Source organism: Vreelandella stevensii S18214 (assembly GCF_000275725.1).
In the GTDB taxonomy this organism is placed as follows: Bacteria; Pseudomonadota; Gammaproteobacteria; order Pseudomonadales; family Halomonadaceae; genus Vreelandella; species Vreelandella stevensii.
Map to the genome: position 1 here is coordinate 18,542 of NZ_AJTS01000035.1, position 15,773 is coordinate 34,314.

18 protein-coding genes are annotated in these 15,773 nt (G+C 59.4%); 8 read left to right on the forward strand and 10 right to left on the reverse strand.

The genetic code is table 11. The annotated features are described in order from the left end of the window. Positions 1-7 precede the first annotated feature (7 nt). Genes HSS18214_RS0106960 through HSS18214_RS0106975 form a run of 4 tightly spaced genes read left to right on the forward strand, consistent with a single transcriptional unit; the run spans position 8 to position 3,504 of the window. The gene (locus HSS18214_RS0106960; RefSeq protein WP_016914568.1) at positions 8-679 is read left to right on the forward strand and encodes a CoA pyrophosphatase; all 672 of its coding nucleotides are present in this window, start codon (positions 8-10) and stop codon (positions 677-679) included. Beyond that, positions 676-1,344 (forward strand): 2OG-Fe(II) oxygenase, encoded by a 669-nt coding sequence (locus HSS18214_RS0106965; RefSeq protein WP_016914569.1) that lies wholly within the window; start codon positions 676-678, stop codon positions 1,342-1,344. Before HSS18214_RS0106960 ends, HSS18214_RS0106965 begins: the two co-directional genes overlap by 4 nt. Before the next feature lie 4 nt (positions 1,345-1,348). Further along, positions 1,349-2,878 (forward strand): PAS domain-containing sensor histidine kinase, encoded by a 1,530-nt coding sequence (locus HSS18214_RS0106970; protein WP_040460901.1) that lies wholly within the window; start codon positions 1,349-1,351, stop codon positions 2,876-2,878. Further along, positions 2,878-3,504: a response regulator transcription factor gene (locus HSS18214_RS0106975; RefSeq protein ID WP_016914571.1), complete on the forward strand. Its 627-nt coding sequence runs from the start codon at positions 2,878-2,880 to the stop codon at positions 3,502-3,504. Before HSS18214_RS0106970 ends, HSS18214_RS0106975 begins: the two co-directional genes overlap by 1 nt. Before the next feature lie 3 nt (positions 3,505-3,507). On the opposite strand, the gene HSS18214_RS0106980 is transcribed toward HSS18214_RS0106975, so the two are convergent. Continuing rightward, complete coding sequence (locus HSS18214_RS0106980) at positions 3,508-4,470, reverse strand: L,D-transpeptidase family protein (RefSeq protein WP_016914572.1); 963 nt, start codon at positions 4,468-4,470, stop codon at positions 3,508-3,510. 444 nt (positions 4,471-4,914) lie between these two features. On the opposite strand from HSS18214_RS0106980, the gene HSS18214_RS0106985 reads away from it, so the two are divergent. Further along, a complete protein-coding gene (locus HSS18214_RS0106985) occupies positions 4,915-5,322 on the forward strand; it encodes a PRC-barrel domain-containing protein (RefSeq protein WP_016914573.1) in 408 nt (135 codons plus the stop codon). A 201-nt stretch (positions 5,323-5,523) separates the two neighbouring features. Here HSS18214_RS0106985 and HSS18214_RS0106990 read toward each other — a convergent pair whose 3' ends face one another. The 3 genes from HSS18214_RS0106990 to HSS18214_RS0107000 all read right to left on the reverse strand — a co-directional run bounded on the left by HSS18214_RS0106990 (position 5,524) and on the right by HSS18214_RS0107000 (position 7,664). After that, positions 5,524-5,946: an OsmC family protein gene (locus HSS18214_RS0106990; protein ID WP_016914574.1), complete on the reverse strand. Its 423-nt coding sequence runs from the start codon at positions 5,944-5,946 to the stop codon at positions 5,524-5,526. Between the two features lie 100 nt (positions 5,947-6,046). After that, positions 6,047-6,877, reverse strand: coding sequence for a flagellar motor protein MotB (locus HSS18214_RS17925; protein WP_083844169.1), 831 nt, complete (start codon positions 6,875-6,877; stop codon positions 6,047-6,049). Positions 6,878-6,881: 4 nt separating this feature from the next. Continuing rightward, complete coding sequence (locus tag HSS18214_RS0107000) at positions 6,882-7,664, reverse strand: MotA/TolQ/ExbB proton channel family protein (RefSeq protein ID WP_016914576.1); 783 nt, start codon at positions 7,662-7,664, stop codon at positions 6,882-6,884. 204 nt (positions 7,665-7,868) lie between these two features. Here HSS18214_RS0107000 and HSS18214_RS0107005 point away from each other — a divergent pair, with 204 nt between their 5' ends. Continuing rightward, complete coding sequence (locus HSS18214_RS0107005) at positions 7,869-8,774, forward strand: DMT family transporter (RefSeq protein WP_016914577.1); 906 nt, start codon at positions 7,869-7,871, stop codon at positions 8,772-8,774. Here the strand turns inward: HSS18214_RS0107005 and HSS18214_RS0107010 are convergent. The 6 genes from HSS18214_RS0107010 to HSS18214_RS0107035 all read right to left on the reverse strand — a co-directional run bounded on the left by HSS18214_RS0107010 (position 8,728) and on the right by HSS18214_RS0107035 (position 14,341). Beyond that, a complete protein-coding gene (locus tag HSS18214_RS0107010; protein ID WP_016914578.1) occupies positions 8,728-9,576 on the reverse strand; it encodes an MOSC domain-containing protein in 849 nt (282 codons plus the stop codon). The genes HSS18214_RS0107005 and HSS18214_RS0107010 overlap by 47 nt on opposite strands. A gap of 92 nt (positions 9,577-9,668) precedes the next feature. After that, positions 9,669-10,664 (reverse strand): gluconate operon transcriptional repressor GntR, encoded by a 996-nt coding sequence (gene gntR, locus HSS18214_RS0107015; RefSeq protein WP_016914579.1) that lies wholly within the window; start codon positions 10,662-10,664, stop codon positions 9,669-9,671. Positions 10,665-10,742: 78 nt separating this feature from the next. Continuing rightward, on the reverse strand, positions 10,743-11,273 hold the full coding sequence (locus HSS18214_RS0107020; protein ID WP_016914580.1) for a gluconokinase: 531 nt from the start codon (positions 11,271-11,273) through the stop codon (positions 10,743-10,745). Positions 11,274-11,285: 12 nt separating this feature from the next. Next, a complete protein-coding gene (locus HSS18214_RS0107025; RefSeq protein ID WP_016914581.1) occupies positions 11,286-12,566 on the reverse strand; it encodes a TRAP transporter large permease in 1,281 nt (426 codons plus the stop codon). A gap of 5 nt (positions 12,567-12,571) precedes the next feature. After that, positions 12,572-13,198 carry a TRAP transporter small permease gene (locus HSS18214_RS0107030; protein WP_016914582.1) on the reverse strand — a complete coding sequence of 209 codons (627 nt, stop codon included), beginning with the start codon at positions 13,196-13,198 and terminating at the stop codon, positions 12,572-12,574. 66 nt (positions 13,199-13,264) lie between these two features. Further along, positions 13,265-14,341, reverse strand: coding sequence for a TRAP transporter substrate-binding protein (locus tag HSS18214_RS0107035; RefSeq protein WP_016914583.1), 1,077 nt, complete (start codon positions 14,339-14,341; stop codon positions 13,265-13,267). Positions 14,342-14,829: 488 nt separating this feature from the next. Here HSS18214_RS0107035 and HSS18214_RS0107040 point away from each other — a divergent pair, with 488 nt between their 5' ends. Both HSS18214_RS0107040 and HSS18214_RS0107045 read left to right on the forward strand, forming a co-directional pair. Beyond that, the gene (locus tag HSS18214_RS0107040) at positions 14,830-15,288 is read left to right on the forward strand and encodes a DsrE family protein (protein ID WP_016914584.1); all 459 of its coding nucleotides are present in this window, start codon (positions 14,830-14,832) and stop codon (positions 15,286-15,288) included. Positions 15,289-15,429: 141 nt separating this feature from the next. Continuing rightward, positions 15,430-15,657 (forward strand): DUF2798 domain-containing protein, encoded by a 228-nt coding sequence (locus HSS18214_RS0107045; protein ID WP_016914585.1) that lies wholly within the window; start codon positions 15,430-15,432, stop codon positions 15,655-15,657. Positions 15,658-15,773 lie beyond the last annotated feature (116 nt).

The window sequence follows — 15,773 nt, forward strand, 5'->3', positions numbered from 1 at the left end:
ATCCCCTATGTTAGAGAAACTGCGCAAACAGCTGCAACTGCATACGCCTCAACGGCTGGACCACGTTACTCTGCCAGAGGCCGCCGTCTTGATGCCCATCGTCGAGCGGCCGTCGCCGACGCTGCTGTTTACCCGCCGCGCGGGCCACTTGACTACCCACAGCGGCCAGGTCGCTTTCCCCGGCGGCAAGCGCGAAGCCACCGATGCAGACCTCTACGCCACCGCACTGCGGGAGGCACAGGAAGAGATTGCGCTAGCACCGCAGGCAGTGCAACCGCTGGGGCGCCTGTCCGATGTGATTTCGCTGCACGGGATACGGGTCACCCCCTGGGTAGGCCTGATCCCCCCCGACCTGCCATTGGTGGCAGACCCGGCGGAGCTGGATGCCATTTTCGAAGTGCCGCTCAGCCATTTTCTGGAGGACCAGCGCACCCATACCGATGTCATCACCGTGGATGGCGTCGCTCACTACGTGCCCAGCTACCGAGTAGACAGCCACGTGATCTGGGGGCTCTCGGCCATGATGCTGGTGGAGCTGCTGGCCGAAGGGTTTGGCATGGACATCGACCTTTACCGCCGCCCGGTCGGCGCCTTGCGCCACTACCCCGAACGGCGCTCTCCTCAGCGCCCAGCCACCGTCAATCGCAACGACAAGCCAGTCACGAGACACACCACATGATCGCTTCCATGGACACCCGCCCCCATGCTCTTGCCCCCGATGCCCACGTGGCTCTGGTCGACGCCCTGGTGGAACAGGGCTGGTACGTGGGCCAAGGGGTCATCGACCCGGCCCTGTGCCAGGCGCTGCAAGGCGAGCTGCTGCACCTGGCAGCCCACGATGCGCTCGATGAAGCAGGCATTGGGCGTGGTCAGCAGCACCTGCTGCGCAAGGATATTCGCGGCGACGCCATCCACTGGCTGGACCGTGAAAGCGAAGCCCAGCGGCACTATCTCGACGCCATGGCCGAGCTGCAACGCTCGTTGAATCAGGCGCTGTTTCTTGGTCTATTCGAGTACGAGGCACATTTTGCCCACTACCCTGCCGGGGCGTTTTACCAACGCCATCTGGACAGCTTTCGCGGGCGGGCCAATCGTGTCATCTCGACCGTCGGCTACCTCACCCCCGACTGGCCCGCCGACGGCGGAGGCGAAATGGTCATCTACGACCCCGAAGACCCCAGCCGGGAAGTGGCCCGGGTCGTACCCGAAGCGGGAACGTTTGCCTGCTTTTTATCGGAAACCATCCCTCACGAAGTGCTGCCCACGCGCCTGCCGCGCACCAGCATTGCTGGCTGGTTCCGCCGCAATGCCTCGCTGGGTGGCGTACTGGACCCCGCGCGATAATGCCATGACCACGCCGCTGGAAGCCCGCCTGCAAGCAGAAATCGCCTCGTTACAGGCGCGCAATGCCGCCCTGGAAGAGGAGAAGCGCCACTACCAGTGGCTGGCGGAAAGCACCACCGACCTGATCTCTCGGCATGCCCGCGACGGCACGTTTTTGTATGCCTCCCAAGCCGCCCGCGACCTGCTGGGGTACGCGCCCGAGGAGTTGATTGGCGTCTCGGCTTATCAGCTCTTTCATCCCGCCGACCTGAGCGCGCTGCTCAACAAGTCACCACGGGTTTATTACCATGATGGGTTCTACCAGCAGACCTATCGCTTTCGCGCCAAGGCGGGCCATTACGTGTGGTTTGAAACCACCAGCCGGACCCGACGAGACGCCAACACGGGGGAGCTGCTGGACATTCTCTGTGTCTCACGGGACGTGGGGCGGCGCATCGAAGCCGAAGCCACCCGAGAACGCCTGGCGCAGGTGGTCGAGTCCACCACCGACTACGTGCTGTTTCTGGGGCCCGACCAGCGGGTATTCAGCGCCAATGAAGCCGCTCGGCGCTGCCTGGCACTGCCCGACGAGGCCCTGCAAGCTCCCCTGGAGACCGTATACTCCTGCGAGTCGCTGCGGCTGCTTCGGCAGGTGGTCTTTCCTGCCGTCGAGCGTTACGGCTCCTGGAGCGGCGAGCTGGAGATACGCGCACCAGATGCCCTGCTGCCCGTGCTCAGCGTCGTGTTGGCCCACCGGGCTCAGGGCGCCGAGCCCGGCCACTTCGCGCTCATCAACCGCGATATCAGCGCGCGCAAGCAGGCCGAAGCCCAGGCGCGCCGCCATCAGGAGCACATTGCCCATGCCAACCGACTGGCGGCCGCGGGTGAGCTGGCGTCCAACATTGCCCACGAATTGAACCAGCCGCTGGGCGCCATCGCCAACTACGCCAGCGGCGCGCTGATGCAGTGTCAGCAGCAACCTGCCCCCTCTGCCGAAGAACTGCGTCTGCCGCTGGAACGTATCAACCAGCAGGTCGACCGCCTGGCACAACGCTTGCGACATCTGCGCAGCTTCGTACGCAAACGCAGCCATCGTGTGCACCCGGTCGCGCTGGCTCCGGTGATCGAGGCGGCCTGTCAGCTCTGTGAGTGGCAGTATCAGCAGGCAGCGATCCCTTTGCAGCGCCCGTTATCTGACGCGCTCCCCAGGGTCTATGGCGACCCCATCGCGCTGGAGCAGGTGCTGGTCAACCTGCTGCTGAATGCACTGACCGCCAGCCGTGAGATGCCCGACCGCCCCCCCGTGGTCATCACGGTTCGACCCAGCGGGCATCGCCAGCTAACGCTGAGCGTTGAAGACCAAGGGCCAGGCGTGCCCGATACCCAGCGCCCGCACATCTTCGATGCCTTCTACACCACCCGGGACGATGGGCTGGGCATGGGTCTGGCCATCAGCCGAACCCTGCTGGAAAGCATGGGCGGCGCCCTGACGCTTCGCGACTGCCCCCAAGGGGCTTGTTTTGAAGTACTGCTACGTACGGAGACAGACGTTTGATGGAACCGCCCCTTTCCACCATTGCCGTGGTCGATGACGACACCGACCTGCGCGAATCGCTGGTATGGCTGCTGTCGTCGGTCGGCCTGACTGCCCAGCCCTTTGCCAGCGGAGACGCGTTTCTGGCGGCCCAGCGCGATCACATAGCCGTCCTGCTGCTGGATGTGCGTATGCCCGGCCTCAGCGGCCTACAGGTACAGCAGGCCCTGCTGGATCAGCAGGACACCCTGCCGATCATCATGATGACCGGCCACGGCGATGTTCCCATGGCGGTGGCCGCCCTGAAAGCCGGGGCGTTCGAGTTTATCGAGAAGCCCTTCAACCATCAGCAGCTCATCGAGATCGTGCAGCGGGCCCTCGAATACGCTCGCCAACGGCAGCAGACACAGGCACAAGTGGCTGATCTGCAGGCGCGCTATGCGGCGCTGAAGCCAAAGGAGCAGCAGATCATGACCCATGTGGCTCGTGGGTTGACCAACCGAGAAATTGCCGAACACATGGAGGTGAGCCCTAAAACCGTGGAAGTCTATCGGCTGAGGGCCATGAAAACGATGCAGGCGGGCAATGTGGCAGACTGGGTGCGTCAGGCGGTAGCGCTGGGCCTGGTGGCCGCGCTACCGCCCTGAGCATTAGCTGAGGGGGACGATTTGACCATTGGCCTCTTCGAGCACACGACTGACCTGCTCGTAATTGGCACTGCCCTGGCCGTTATGCTCTTCGATCAGGCCAATCACATTCAGCAGGGTGTCCATGCCGAAAGCCTTCTCGTCGGTAGAGGAAAATGCCTGAATATAGGCATTGCCCTGCTCGCTCCAGCCCAGCTTGATGGGAGCATCGATGATATTGACCTGAGTACCGACAGGCACGCGCCAGAAGATCGACTCGATATCGTCCCCGTGCATCCGGATACAGCCCCGGCTAGCGCGCATACCGATGCCGTCCGGCTGGTTGGTCCCATGAATCAAGTAGCCCGGTATATCGAGCAGAATGGCGAACTGCCCCAGCGGGTTATCAGGGCCTGGGGGCACGACAGCAGGTGGCGGGTCGCCCCGCTCGGCGGCCTCACGACGAATGGACGCCGGCGGATACCAGGCAGGATTTTCGAGCCGCATGGTGGTCTTGGTAATCCCCAGAGGCGTGTTGTAGGCATCGCGCCCAATGCCGATGGGGTAGGTCTCGACCACGGCAGGCTCGCCAGCCGCTGCCTCGGGATAGTAGTAGAGGCGCAGTTCAGCGACGTTGATCACGATGCCGGTACGCGGCTCGTCAGGCAGAATGAACTGGCCGGGAATGGTCACCTCGGTACCTTCGCCAGGCACCCAGATACTGACATCCGGGTTGGCCATGCGAATTTCCTCGTAGCCCACGTTGTGTGCCTGGGCGATATCCAGCAGCGTATCTTCGTTACTGGCCGTGACCGTGTAGTTCTCGCCAATCATGTTGCCTGTTTCGGGCAGCAAAAAGTGCCCTTTGGGAAGCTCGCTGGCATTGGCCAACGCGCTGGTCGCCAGCAGCCAAGCGCTGACCGCCAGACTGCCTAAACAGGAGCGCTTGAGCCGTCGGCTGGCAGGGTAATGCGTCGTGGTCGTCATGGGTTCTCCTTTTTTACGGCTAATATGCCGACTGGCTACCGGTGGGTCAATCCGACAGACTGTCGCATGGGCAGGCGCTCTCACCTCTTTAACACCGATACTTGAGTTCAATCCATGACAAAAAGATGGCCATTCATCTTGCAAAACATTATAGAGCGTCTACCTTGATAAGTGTCTTGACGCAGTGACGCGCAAGACAAGACGTTGCTTTTCCTTAATACCAGTTTCTGTTAGCCCACCCGTAATACGGGTTATTGATAGAATCGTTGGCATGAGAGGAATCGCCTCAGGAGTAACGTAAATGGTGGGCGCTATAGGAATAGCGCCAGGCAATTAGATACTGCCTTTATCAAACCACACTGTTTGATGAGCCATGACCGTTAATTTGTTTAGACACCGGTGCAACCACACCCTGTCCTAATGCAAGCGCAAGGAGCAATAGCCATGAAAATGATCAAACCTGCTTTCCTCGGTACGTTGATGGTGCCTGCTTTCATGTTTGCCGCTGGCTCGGTCAGCGCTCAGGAAACCGTGGCAGCTGAAGCTACCTACCTCACCACGCAGCCTGAAAACACGTTCCATGCTGATTCGCTGATCGGCAACAACGTGAAAAGCACCGTGGAAGAAGATGAGGATATCGGTACCATTTCTGACTTGGTCATCGATGAAGATGGTCAGATCCAGGCTGTCGTCATGGGTATCGGTGGGTTCCTCGGCATGGGCGAGAAAGACGTTGCCGTCGAGTGGGACTCTTTGGAACTGACGAAAGATGATGACGGCGATGACTACGTGATTCGCGTCAATGCATCACAGGATGCACTGGAAGCTGCCGAAGAGTATGAGCGTGACTAAACGCTGATAACGGTAAGCGTTAAAAAAGGCCTTGGCAATTGCCAAGGCCTTTTAGCATCCATACAGCAATATTTTCAGGCGACATCTAAAGCCTTGCCACTCTGCAAGGCGCCAAGCAACACTTCCATTAAGCTTTAAAACCAACTCGACCAAAAGTCAAAAGAAGCACTTGACGCCTTTTCCATAACACAAGTTATTAAATCAACCTTTTAACTTTGCGGTCATGGTAATCTCGGCATTCAATACTTTTGAAACAGGGCAATTTGCTTTTGCCGTCTCTGCGGCTTCTTTAAAAGCGGCTTCATCCGCTCCGCTCACGCTAGCTTCTACTTCAAGATGAATTTTCGAAATATCGAAACCATTCGAGCCCTGTGACAACGTCACGCTGGCCTGCGTATCGATAGACTCCGCCGTGTAGCCTTTTTCGCCAAGAATCATGGAGAGCGCCATGGAGAAACAGCCCGCATGGGCAGCACCGATCAGCTCTTCTGGATTGGTGCCCGGCGCGCCTTCGAAGCGCTGCTTGAACGAGTAGTTGGCGTCCAGCGCTCCACTTTCGGTAGATACATGCCCTTGGCCGTCCTTCAAACCACCTTCCCAACGTGCGCTTGCTTTGCTATCCATTCTGTTCTCCTTTCCCAGGGTAGTTCGCTAATGGCGAACTGAGCGCAAGAGAGCGTTCAGCCTTTTCAGGGTAGCTGATTTCTCCGGGGCTTGCCGAATGTCACGGCGTGATATCACCTGAGGACTCGCTGCTCATCGCCGCCAACTCGACGGGTGCACTGGCATCGATGAGCAGTTCGACGCGCCGATTGGCCGCCCTGCCATCGGAGGTGGTGTTACTGGCCACCGGCCGTGTTTCGGCAAACCCCTGGATGATCAGACGCTCAGGCGCCATATTGCCGTCTTCGATCAGCACATTAGCCACGGACGCAGCACGCATGGCGGAAAGATCCCAATTGCTGCGAAACTGCGCCGTGCGGATAGGCACGTTATCGGTATGTCCATGCACTGATAGCGTGCCACTCAAACCACTGAGGAGACTGGAAAGTTCTACCAGCAGTGAGGCAAACGCAGGCGTCACCGTGGCGGTGCCTGAACCAAAAGTGCCGTTTTCGGCGACTCGGATGATAATCCGCGCCTCTTCCACTTCAATCTCCACGCCCCCTTCAGATAACGCAGTAGCCAACAACTTTTCGATACTGTTAGCTATTTGCAGAGTACGTTGACGCTGCTGGTTTTCCAGCACGGTGCGCATGGTTTCCAACTGGGGTTGCGGCTGTTGCGTCCGCTGGCGCACTTCCTCGATCAAGGTACGGTCGGGCGTCGCTGGCGAAAAGTGCTGCATGACCGCACTGGTGCCCATGGGTATCTGCATCGCTTCGATATCCCGCTGTACACCGAAGGCCTCAGACAACGACTCGGCCACGCGCCGAAATTTTTGCGCATCGATTTCAGCAAAAGAGAGCAGCAGCACAAAAAAGCACAGCAGCAGTGACATCAAGTCCGCATAGGTCACCACCCACGCTGGGATATTGCTCTTTCTTTTTGCCACCGACTTATCCCCGCTCGCTCGCTGTCTTACGTTCGTCGGACTCTACACGATGCTCTGGCGGCAAATAGAGGGCCAGCATTTGCTCCAGTACACGGGGGTTCTTGTCGCCCTTGATGGCCAGCAGCGCGTCGATCCACAGCTCCTGCATCTTGGCTTCCTGATTCATGCGTACCCATAGCTTTTCAGCAATGGGGTTGGCAAACATAGTGGCAATCATGGCGCCATACATGGTGGTCAGTAGCGCCACGGCCATGGCGGGCCCAATTAGTGACGGGTCGTTCATATTGGCGAGCATCTGCACCAGTCCTACCAGGGTGCCAATCATGCCCATGGCCGGAGATACTTCCCCTAGCGCGGAAAACACCTGGCCTCCGGCCTCGTTGCGCTCCAGCGTCAGCAGGCGCTCTTTTTCCATCATCTCCTTGATCATGTCGGCGCTGAAGCCATCCGCTAGCATCTGCAACCCCTGCTGGAGAAAAGGCGAGCTGACTTCACGGCTTTCCAGCGCGATCATGCCCTCGCGACGTGCCACTTTGGCTAACTCAACGAGTTCGTCGATGCTGTCTTGAGTACTGGGTAGCTGAAACTTGAACGCCCGAGCCGCCGCCTTGAGCGCGAACTTGAACTGGGTAATGCTGAACTTGGCCAGCACCACGAACAAGCTTCCCCCCACGACCAGCAGTAGCCCAGTAAGATTCAGGAATACCTCGGGCGAGGTGCCCAGCATCACAGAAGCCCCTACCAGTACAGCAGCACCTACAAGACCAATCAGCGTCGCGAGATCCACGGTGTATCCTCAGTGTGTCAATATTAGCCACCAACGTTTGCTGAGACAGTAGAGACCAAACCCCCAAGCGTCAACGCCAAAACCATGATGTAACCATTATTGACAAATGAAACTGCTAACCCTTAAGACGTATTCGCATGTGCTCATATTATGGTTATGCTGAGCGGTTGCTCTCTATACCGGTGTTTACTCCAAGGAACTGCCATGTCCACAGCCGACGCGCTGCGCTTAATATTGCTCTCTTCGTTATGGGGGCTTTCGTTTATTTTCATGCGCGTGGCGGCACCGGAGTTCGGCTCTGTCCCATTGGTGTGGATACGCATGACCATTGGCGCCCTGCTGCTCGTGCCGCTGCTGCTGAGCCTGCACTACGCCCGGCTGATCTGGCAGCACAAAGGGCCGCTACTTCTGTTGGGCGTGGTCAGCCATGTGCTGCCCTTTTCCCTGCTGGCACTGGCAACCACGCGCCTGGAAGCGGGATTTACCTCGCTGCTCAACGCCACTACGCCTATTTTTACCGCGCTGCTGGGGGCGGCTTTTTTTGCCACGCCCGTGAAGCGCCAGCAATACCTGGGGCTGACGTTGGCGCTGGTGGGAGTTTATGTGCTGTCGGCACATCGTCTGGACTTCAGTTTGGGGGGAGACGGCTGGTTCATCGTGGCCGTGCTGGGTGCCACCTTCTGCTATGGGGTCGCGGGCAATTATTCGAAAACCCGACTGGGCCATTTACCCACGCGGGTACTGGCCGCGGGCAGCAGCGCCATGTCGGCGCTCGTGCTGCTGATCCCCGGCCTGCTGCTATGGCCCAGCGAGCCCATCAGCACGCTGGCCTGGGGTAACGCCTTGGCCCTGGCGGTGCTGAGCACCGCCGTGGCCTTTCTACTTTATTTCGGACTGCTGGCCAGCGCCGGGGCCACCGCCACGTCCACGGTCACCTTTCTGGTGCCGGTGAGCGCGCTGCTGTGGGGCTATCTGCTGCTGGAAGAAACGCTCTCGCTGCAGGTAGGGCTCGGCATGGTGATTACGTTGATGGGCACCGCCGTGGCCACGGGGCTACTGCGCTTCAAACCTCGCGTGGTAATGCCTCTACGGCGTCCCCCACACGAATAGTCGCGCCCTGCCCCTTGGTCAGCGTGGCATTCTGGCCAAAAAAAGCGCCTTTCAGATGCGGCTGGGTATTGAGTGACAGCAGCGTCTTGAGTGGCTCGCCTTGGGCAGGGACCGCACCGGTCTGCTGATCCACAGTGGTGATCTTGCAGCGCTGGCAAGGCTTGCGCAGGGTGAGTTCAATACCACCAGTGGGTACTCGCAGCCCGGCCCAGCGGTCTTCCGCCCAAGCGGTGGCACACTCCACCACGATGTTGGGCCGGAACCGGTTCATGGGGATGGGGGACTGCCCAGAAGCCACCAGTGCCTGATTGAGCGCATCCAGCGAGCCGGTGGTGGTAACCAGGAAAGGGTAGCCGTCCGAGAAGAAAGTATCCGCGCTGTCGCCTGCCAGGAAGTCCGCTTCCACGGGCCGTGGAAAGTCGCTGGCAAAGCGCACCAGACTCAAGCCCCGGGCCGTATCCCCCAGGGCAGCCTCCAGCCATCGAGAGACTTCCTCGCCCTCCTGGTGCGCCTTGCAGTGATCGTTCCAGACGGTCACGTGGCGCAGATTACCTTGCGGCTCATCCAGTGAAATGGCGATAGGCGCCACCGAGGGATGCGAGAGCACCAGCGAGCGCTCGTCGAGAGCCACGCCTATAGTGGCCAGGGCGGGTAGCTGACGCTGGGTGACGAAACGCTGCTGCGCATCGACCAGCATCCAGCGACGATCCCAGGCCAACCCGTGGGTGTAGAGCTCGCTCTGTTGCAGGTCGATCCCCTTGAGCGACTTGACCGGATAGACCGTCAGTTGAGTGATATTCACGGCAGCCTCATTTGAAGAATAAAAAACAGCGGTGACTAGACACAGCCCACCTCATACAGCCTACCTCACATAGATTAGCTCACACAGACTACCTATAACGTATCGCCTGCTTCGATACGGTAGCCCAGGTCAATGACGGGCTGGTCCACCCCTTCGCCACGAATACGTGCCAGCAGGGCCTGAGCCGCCCTTTCACCGATGGCCTCGCGGGGGGTCACGACGCTGGCCAGACGCGGCGTCATGGCCTGCCCCACATCATGACCGTGAAAACCGGCAATGGCCATCTGTTGGGGGACGGCAACTCCTTGGCGCAGGCATTCGAAGTACGCCCCCACCGCCACGTCATCGTTGGTGCAGAACACCCCATCCGCCTGAGGGTAATCCTGCTGAATCTGTTGCATCAATGCAGCGCCCACGGTGTAAGAGGAGCGCTGGCTACGCTGCAAGGTGACGGGGGAAAGCCCATGCGCCTGCATGGCCTGTCGATAGCCTTGCTCACGCTGGCGCGTCCGCTCATCGAGACGCACGGCCAGATAGAGAATGTGGCGGCGGCCACGCCGTATCATCTCGCTGACCATCTCGTAGGCGGCACTCACGTTGTCGTACCCGACGGCCTGCTGAAGCGGTGGGCGATGGGTGTCCATGATCTCCACGATAGGAATACCCGCGGTTTCCAGCATGCGCAAGCTGCGCGGCGTATGGTCTCGATCCGAGAGAATCACACCATCGACATTATAAGAGAGCAGCGAGGCCAGGCTACGCTCTTCGAGCTCGGGGCTGTAGCCGTAGTGGGAAAGCATCAGATGATAGCCCGCAGGCTCGGTGTACGCTTCGATGCCCACGATCACGTCGGCAAATACCTGGTTGGTCAAGGAAGGAACCAGCACGCCAATGGAGTGGCTCGTGGCCCGCGACAGCAGGTCCGGCGCCCGGTTAGGAATGTAGCCAATCTGCTCCGCGGCACTGAAAATGCGCTCGCGCAGCCCTTCCGAGACCGCTTCCGGGTCGCGCAGGCAGCGGCTCACGGTCATTTTGGTGGCGCCGACGCGGTCGGCGATGTCTTGCAAGGTGGGGCGTTTTTTCTTCAATGGCGTCACTGCCTGATATCGTGGATGGGCACGGGTCTTACCTTAACGAATCCTGCGACCCGTCGCCTATCCCTTCCTTTAGCTTGACGAGCGCTGCGGTTGCCGGGACAGCGTGGCACAAAAGCGCTCGACAATCACGCGAGGCGGCAGCTCAATCGACAGCGTGACGGCCTCATCAGCCAGCGGCGGCTCCAGGTCCGCCAGCTGGCTGGCCAGCATGTCATCCCCCTTGAAGAAGTGGCCGGCACGAGTGGCCAGCCGCTCGCGCAGCACATCGGGCGTACCCTTCAGGTAGAGGATACGCAGGTCACCATCGCCCTGCCGCAAGCGGTCGCGATAACGCCGTTTGAGCCCGGAACAGGCAACCACTACCGAGGCATCCCGGGTGCGATAGCTTTCCAGCAGGGCCGATAGCGTTGCCAGCCACGCCTGGCGGTCGTCGTCGTTGAGCGGCGTACCGCTGGCCATCTTGGCCACGTTTGCGGCACTGTGATGGTCATCTCCATCGATGAACGTGGCCCCCAGCGAAGACGCCAACTGCTGGCCAATATGAGTCTTGCCGGAGCCCGAAACCCCCATGACAAGAATACGCTGTGAAGTGCTCGTCACACTGCTCTCCTGTCAGTTGCCGCGCACGGCGGTCAAGTTGGGTAACCATGTCACGAACCCCGGGAAGGCAATCAACAGCACCAGCACCACCAGCAGCGCCGCGTAATACGGCAACATGGCCTTGACCAGCGACTCCATCGACACCTTGCCCACGCCACACCCCACATACAGGCAGGTGCCTACCGGGGGCGTCAGTAGCCCGATGCCCAGAATGAAGGCCATCAAGACGCCAAAGTAAGCCGCGTCCACCCCCACCGAGGTCACGATGGGCGCCAGCATCGGAGCCATGATCACCATGGCGGGCGTGAGATCCATGACGAACCCGACCAGCAACAGCAGCGCCGCCACGATCAGCAGCAGCAGGAAAGGCTCCTGGGTAATCGCCTGAACCTGACGCACCAGCGTCTGGGGCACCATATTGATAGTCAGGAACCATGCGATCACGGTGGCAAACGCCAGCAACATCATGACCATGCCAGTCAATCGAGCAGTGCGAATCAGCATGCCACCAAGCGCTGCCAGCTTGAACTCCCGATAGACCAGCAGGGAAATGGCCAGCGAATAGAGCAGCGCCGCCACGGCCGCTTCCGTGGCCGTAAAGACGCCGCCAATGATGCCGCCAATCACGATCACCGGCAGCACCAGGGCAAGCCAGGCCGCCTTGAACGCCTGCCACAGCACGTCCCAGCGGAACTGGCGCACGCCACCGCCCTGTCGGGAAGCCAGCAGAAACGTCGTCATCATCAGCGCACCGCCAATCAGCAGCCCCGGCACGATACCGGAAATGAACAGGCGACTGATCGAGGTTTCCGTGACGATACCGTAGAGAATCAGCGGAATGGAGGGCGGGATGATGATCCCGATCACCGACGAGACCGTATTGATCGCCGTGGCATCCGCTGCGCTATAGCCCTGCTGCTTCATGGAAGGAATCATCATGGAGCCGGTCGCCGCCGTGTCCGCCACCGCCGAGCCACTGATTCCGCCGAAGAACATCGAGCCGGTGATGGCCACTTGGCCCAGCCCACCACGCATGAAGCCGACGAGCGCCCCCGCCAGCTCCATCAGACGCCGCGCAATCCCCCCTTGGCTCATCACTTCGCCCACCAGAATGAAGAACGGAATGGCCAGCAGGGGAAAGCTGTTCACGCCCCGGATGGACTGCTCGATCATGATCGACAGCGGAATGTCCGACAGTATGGCCATGACCAGTGCCGCCACTCCCAGCCCAAAAGCAATAGGCAGGCCAATCACGATGGATGCGAACAGGATCGCCAGAAAAATCCATAACATAGTGGTTACTCCCCCACAGAATCGGTGGATGGGTCGCGCGGCGCGAGCACCAGGCGCAGGCTGACCCATAGCCGCCACAGCGACACGGCAGCAATGAAGATCACACACAGCACCAGAGACAGGCTGACCCAACTGAGCGGCACGCCCAGAATGGCAGAACGACCACTGGAGCGAGACAGCACCTGATACCCGCCCCACACCATCACCAGCATGAGCCCCGTGATGATCAGGTGCTGAAGCGCATACAGCAGATGCGCCAGGCGCAGCGGCAGTCGGCGCACCAGGGCATCCACCGCAATATGCTCATAGCGCGCAAAGGCCGCCGCCGCGCCAATGAAGACCAGCCAGATGAACAGCATGCGCGCCAGCTCATCGACCCAGGGAAGCGAGTGATTGAACAGCGAGCGCCCCACCACGTTGCTGGATACCGAGACGATCAGCGCGACCAGAATGGCGCCGATCAGATACTCCATGCCCAGCGTGAGCCAGCGAAACAGGGCGGGCCCCTGACCCACATCGGTGTCGATTTCAAGGCACCGTCGGTTAGGGTCGTCCAGATAGGTCGAGGGGTCTGTCGGGTCGGGCGTTGCCAGCACAGGCTCGGCCTGGGGAGTATGCGAGGGGGATGTCATAAAAACTCCTGGGGCACTCTCGAATCGGGCAGGCCACTGGCCTGCCCGAACGCCCACGGCAATGGCTTACTGAGACGTATGGTCTGCCACGATCTGCTGAATTTCAGCAATCAGGTCTTCCCCGATACGCGGTGCCCACTGGGTGTAGACGGGCTGAACGGCTTCCTGGAAAGCGGCCAGCTGCTCATCGTCCAACCGAGTGATCTGCATGCCCCGCGCTTCCAACTGCTCACGGGACCAGTCGTCGTATTCGGCAGAGAGCTGAATTTCATACTCGGCAGACTGGCGGGCGGCTTCCAGCACCAGTGCCTGATACTCCGGCGCCATGCGATTCCAGGTGCGCTCGGAGAGCATCATGATGAATGGCGTGTAAACGTGGCGCGTTTCCGTACCGTAATCCTGCACTTCGTTGAAGTTCGAGGTCAGGATGGTACTCCAGGGGTTCTCCTGCCCATCCACGACGCCCTGCTCCAACGCCGAGAACAGTTCACCGAAGGCCATGGGTGTCGGGTTGGCGCCCAGCGCTTCCCAGATGGCCAGATGCACCGGGTTCTGCATGGTGCGTACGCTCAAACCGCGCACGTTGAGGCCCGCCACGTCGTCAGGAGTCGCCACCGGGCGGGCGCTGTTCGACAGCTGGCGGTAGCCATTCTCGGAAAACGTCAGCGCTTTCAAGCCAGTGCCTTCAAAAGCATCCAGCATGTTCTGGGCCGCATCGCTCTGCATGACGGCAATGGCGGCTTCACGGCTGGGCAACAGGAACGGCAAATCGAACACCGACAGCGCCTGCACGTAGCCGGTCGTGGCCGAGCTGGAAGGGTAAGTCATGTCCAGCGTTCCGGTCTGCAGCATCTCCATCATCTGCACGTCATCCCCCAATTGGCTATTGGGGAAGACATTGACGGTAATCCGACCATCGGTACGCTGCGCCAGAATCTCGCCGAAATATTGGCTGGACAAGAACTGCGGGGAGGTTTCGGACAGCCCGATACCCATGCGCAGCGTATGGCGGCCGTGGTCTGCCAGGACCTCGCCCTCGATGGCGGGCGGCGCGGAAAGCTCCGGGCCTTGGGCATGCGCCATGCCAAAGGTCAGAGTGGTGGCGCCCAAAAGGGTCAATGTGCTACGCCAAATCGTTGTCATCGTTGTTTCTCCACGCAGAATTGTTGTTAGTGGCCGGGTTGTGCATGGCCAGTTTTTGAAGGACCAGTGCTTGAATGACCAGGCTGCCGAGCGATGCGGTAGCTCGATGGCTTGCCGATAATGTGTGTCAGGCGAGATGCTGATTTGTTACCGGTAACATCGAGTGTATGAAGGCTAGCGGCGGCCTCTGAGCGTGTCAAAACAAATATGGTGATTTGCGACCAACGTCCAGGAGTCGTCTGCACAACCAATCGCGCCCTGCAGCACGCGAACACCTCATTGGATACAGACTCGATATGGAAACTAAAACGGTGGCGGGTGCGCTGCTCCTCAATATGCGACCAAATGCCTCGTGCATCCGGCAGTGAAATAGCCTATCTTTTAAGTTATTAACTTATGGCCTTTTGTTATTAACCAGTCACCCCATGTGCCTGCTGCCCGATAACAGCCTGCCATTGAACTCCAACGACAATCCAAAGGAATACATGATGCGTCATTTACTATTGGCTGCCAGCGCTGTGACACTCTTCGCCCCCATGATGGCAACTGCCGAACAGCACGGCGATGAGCATGAAAAAGCTCTGATCATATTGACAAGCGAGTCTCTGCAGACTCAAACCATGGCGATGATACTCGGCAATGCCATGTATCAGCAGGGCACAGAATTGAATATTTTGCTTTGCGATGCGGCAGGCGACCTTGCTATCAACGATTATCAAAGCGAAAACACCGTGAACACCCCACCCAGCAACCCCGCTGGCCAGGTAACGCCTGAGGGTATTCTGGGAATGCTCATGGCAGAGGGTGCGCAAGTCGATGTTTGTGCAATCTATTTACCCAACACAGACCATACTCAAGAAGACCTTAGAGACGGCGTGGGTATTGCAGAGCCTGGATCCATGGCTGAAATGATGCGTGACCCCAGCATCCCCGTTTTTAGCTTTTAAGCGACCTTTGACGGCCTCACTACGGACCAGTGAGGCCAGCGTATAATATCCATGCCTGGACAACTCCTGATGCCATGTAAAGTCTTGGTACCGCCGGGGTATGCGCCATTACCCTGCTACTAACGATTGACCGGAGCGATCATGATTTTTCCGCGCAGCCTTTCTCGCTTCGTATTTCCTCTCGTCATGTCACTTTACATGGTGACGATCATGACCTTTGTCATCACATGGGCCAACACAGGGTTGTCTGGTGATTTTTTGGCCCGCTGGTGGAGAGCCTTTTACATCGCATGGCCAATCGCTTTTAGCTTGATTCTGATAGGCGCTCCTTACCTGCAAGCGCTGGCCCAACGGCTCATCAGAAAATAATCTCTGGCGGTGGCACATGTGTTCAGACAAACCCGGGGATGGTCAGTGGTCGCTGCACGCGATACATTCTGCCCAGTAAACGCGAATGGCTATATTTTTTGAGTGACCCCGACGTC

Excerpts from the sequence above, each read along its gene's own strand:
- HSS18214_RS0107045 (WP_016914585.1), top strand. The coding sequence starts at position 15,430 with ATGATTTTTCCGCGCAGCCTTTCTCGCTTCGTATTTCCTCTCGTCATG.
- HSS18214_RS0107005 (WP_016914577.1), top strand. The coding sequence starts at position 7,869 with ATGTCCACAGCCGACGCGCTGCGCTTAATATTGCTCTCTTCGTTATGG.
- HSS18214_RS0106965 (WP_016914569.1), top strand. The coding sequence starts at position 676 with ATGATCGCTTCCATGGACACCCGCCCCCATGCTCTTGCCCCCGATGCC.
- HSS18214_RS0107025 (WP_016914581.1), bottom strand. The coding sequence starts at position 12,566 with ATGTTATGGATTTTTCTGGCGATCCTGTTCGCATCCATCGTGATTGGC.
- HSS18214_RS0107035 (WP_016914583.1), bottom strand. The coding sequence starts at position 14,341 with ATGACAACGATTTGGCGTAGCACATTGACCCTTTTGGGCGCCACCACT.
- HSS18214_RS0106975 (WP_016914571.1), top strand. The coding sequence starts at position 2,878 with ATGGAACCGCCCCTTTCCACCATTGCCGTGGTCGATGACGACACCGAC.
- HSS18214_RS0106980 (WP_016914572.1), bottom strand. The coding sequence starts at position 4,470 with ATGACGACCACGACGCATTACCCTGCCAGCCGACGGCTCAAGCGCTCC.
- HSS18214_RS0107040 (WP_016914584.1), top strand. The coding sequence starts at position 14,830 with ATGCGTCATTTACTATTGGCTGCCAGCGCTGTGACACTCTTCGCCCCC.
- HSS18214_RS0106960 (WP_016914568.1), top strand. The coding sequence starts at position 8 with ATGTTAGAGAAACTGCGCAAACAGCTGCAACTGCATACGCCTCAACGG.
- HSS18214_RS0107030 (WP_016914582.1), bottom strand. The coding sequence starts at position 13,198 with ATGACATCCCCCTCGCATACTCCCCAGGCCGAGCCTGTGCTGGCAACG.
- HSS18214_RS0106990 (WP_016914574.1), bottom strand. The coding sequence starts at position 5,946 with ATGGATAGCAAAGCAAGCGCACGTTGGGAAGGTGGTTTGAAGGACGGC.
- HSS18214_RS0106970 (WP_040460901.1), top strand. The coding sequence starts at position 1,349 with ATGACCACGCCGCTGGAAGCCCGCCTGCAAGCAGAAATCGCCTCGTTA.
- HSS18214_RS0106985 (WP_016914573.1), top strand. The coding sequence starts at position 4,915 with ATGAAAATGATCAAACCTGCTTTCCTCGGTACGTTGATGGTGCCTGCT.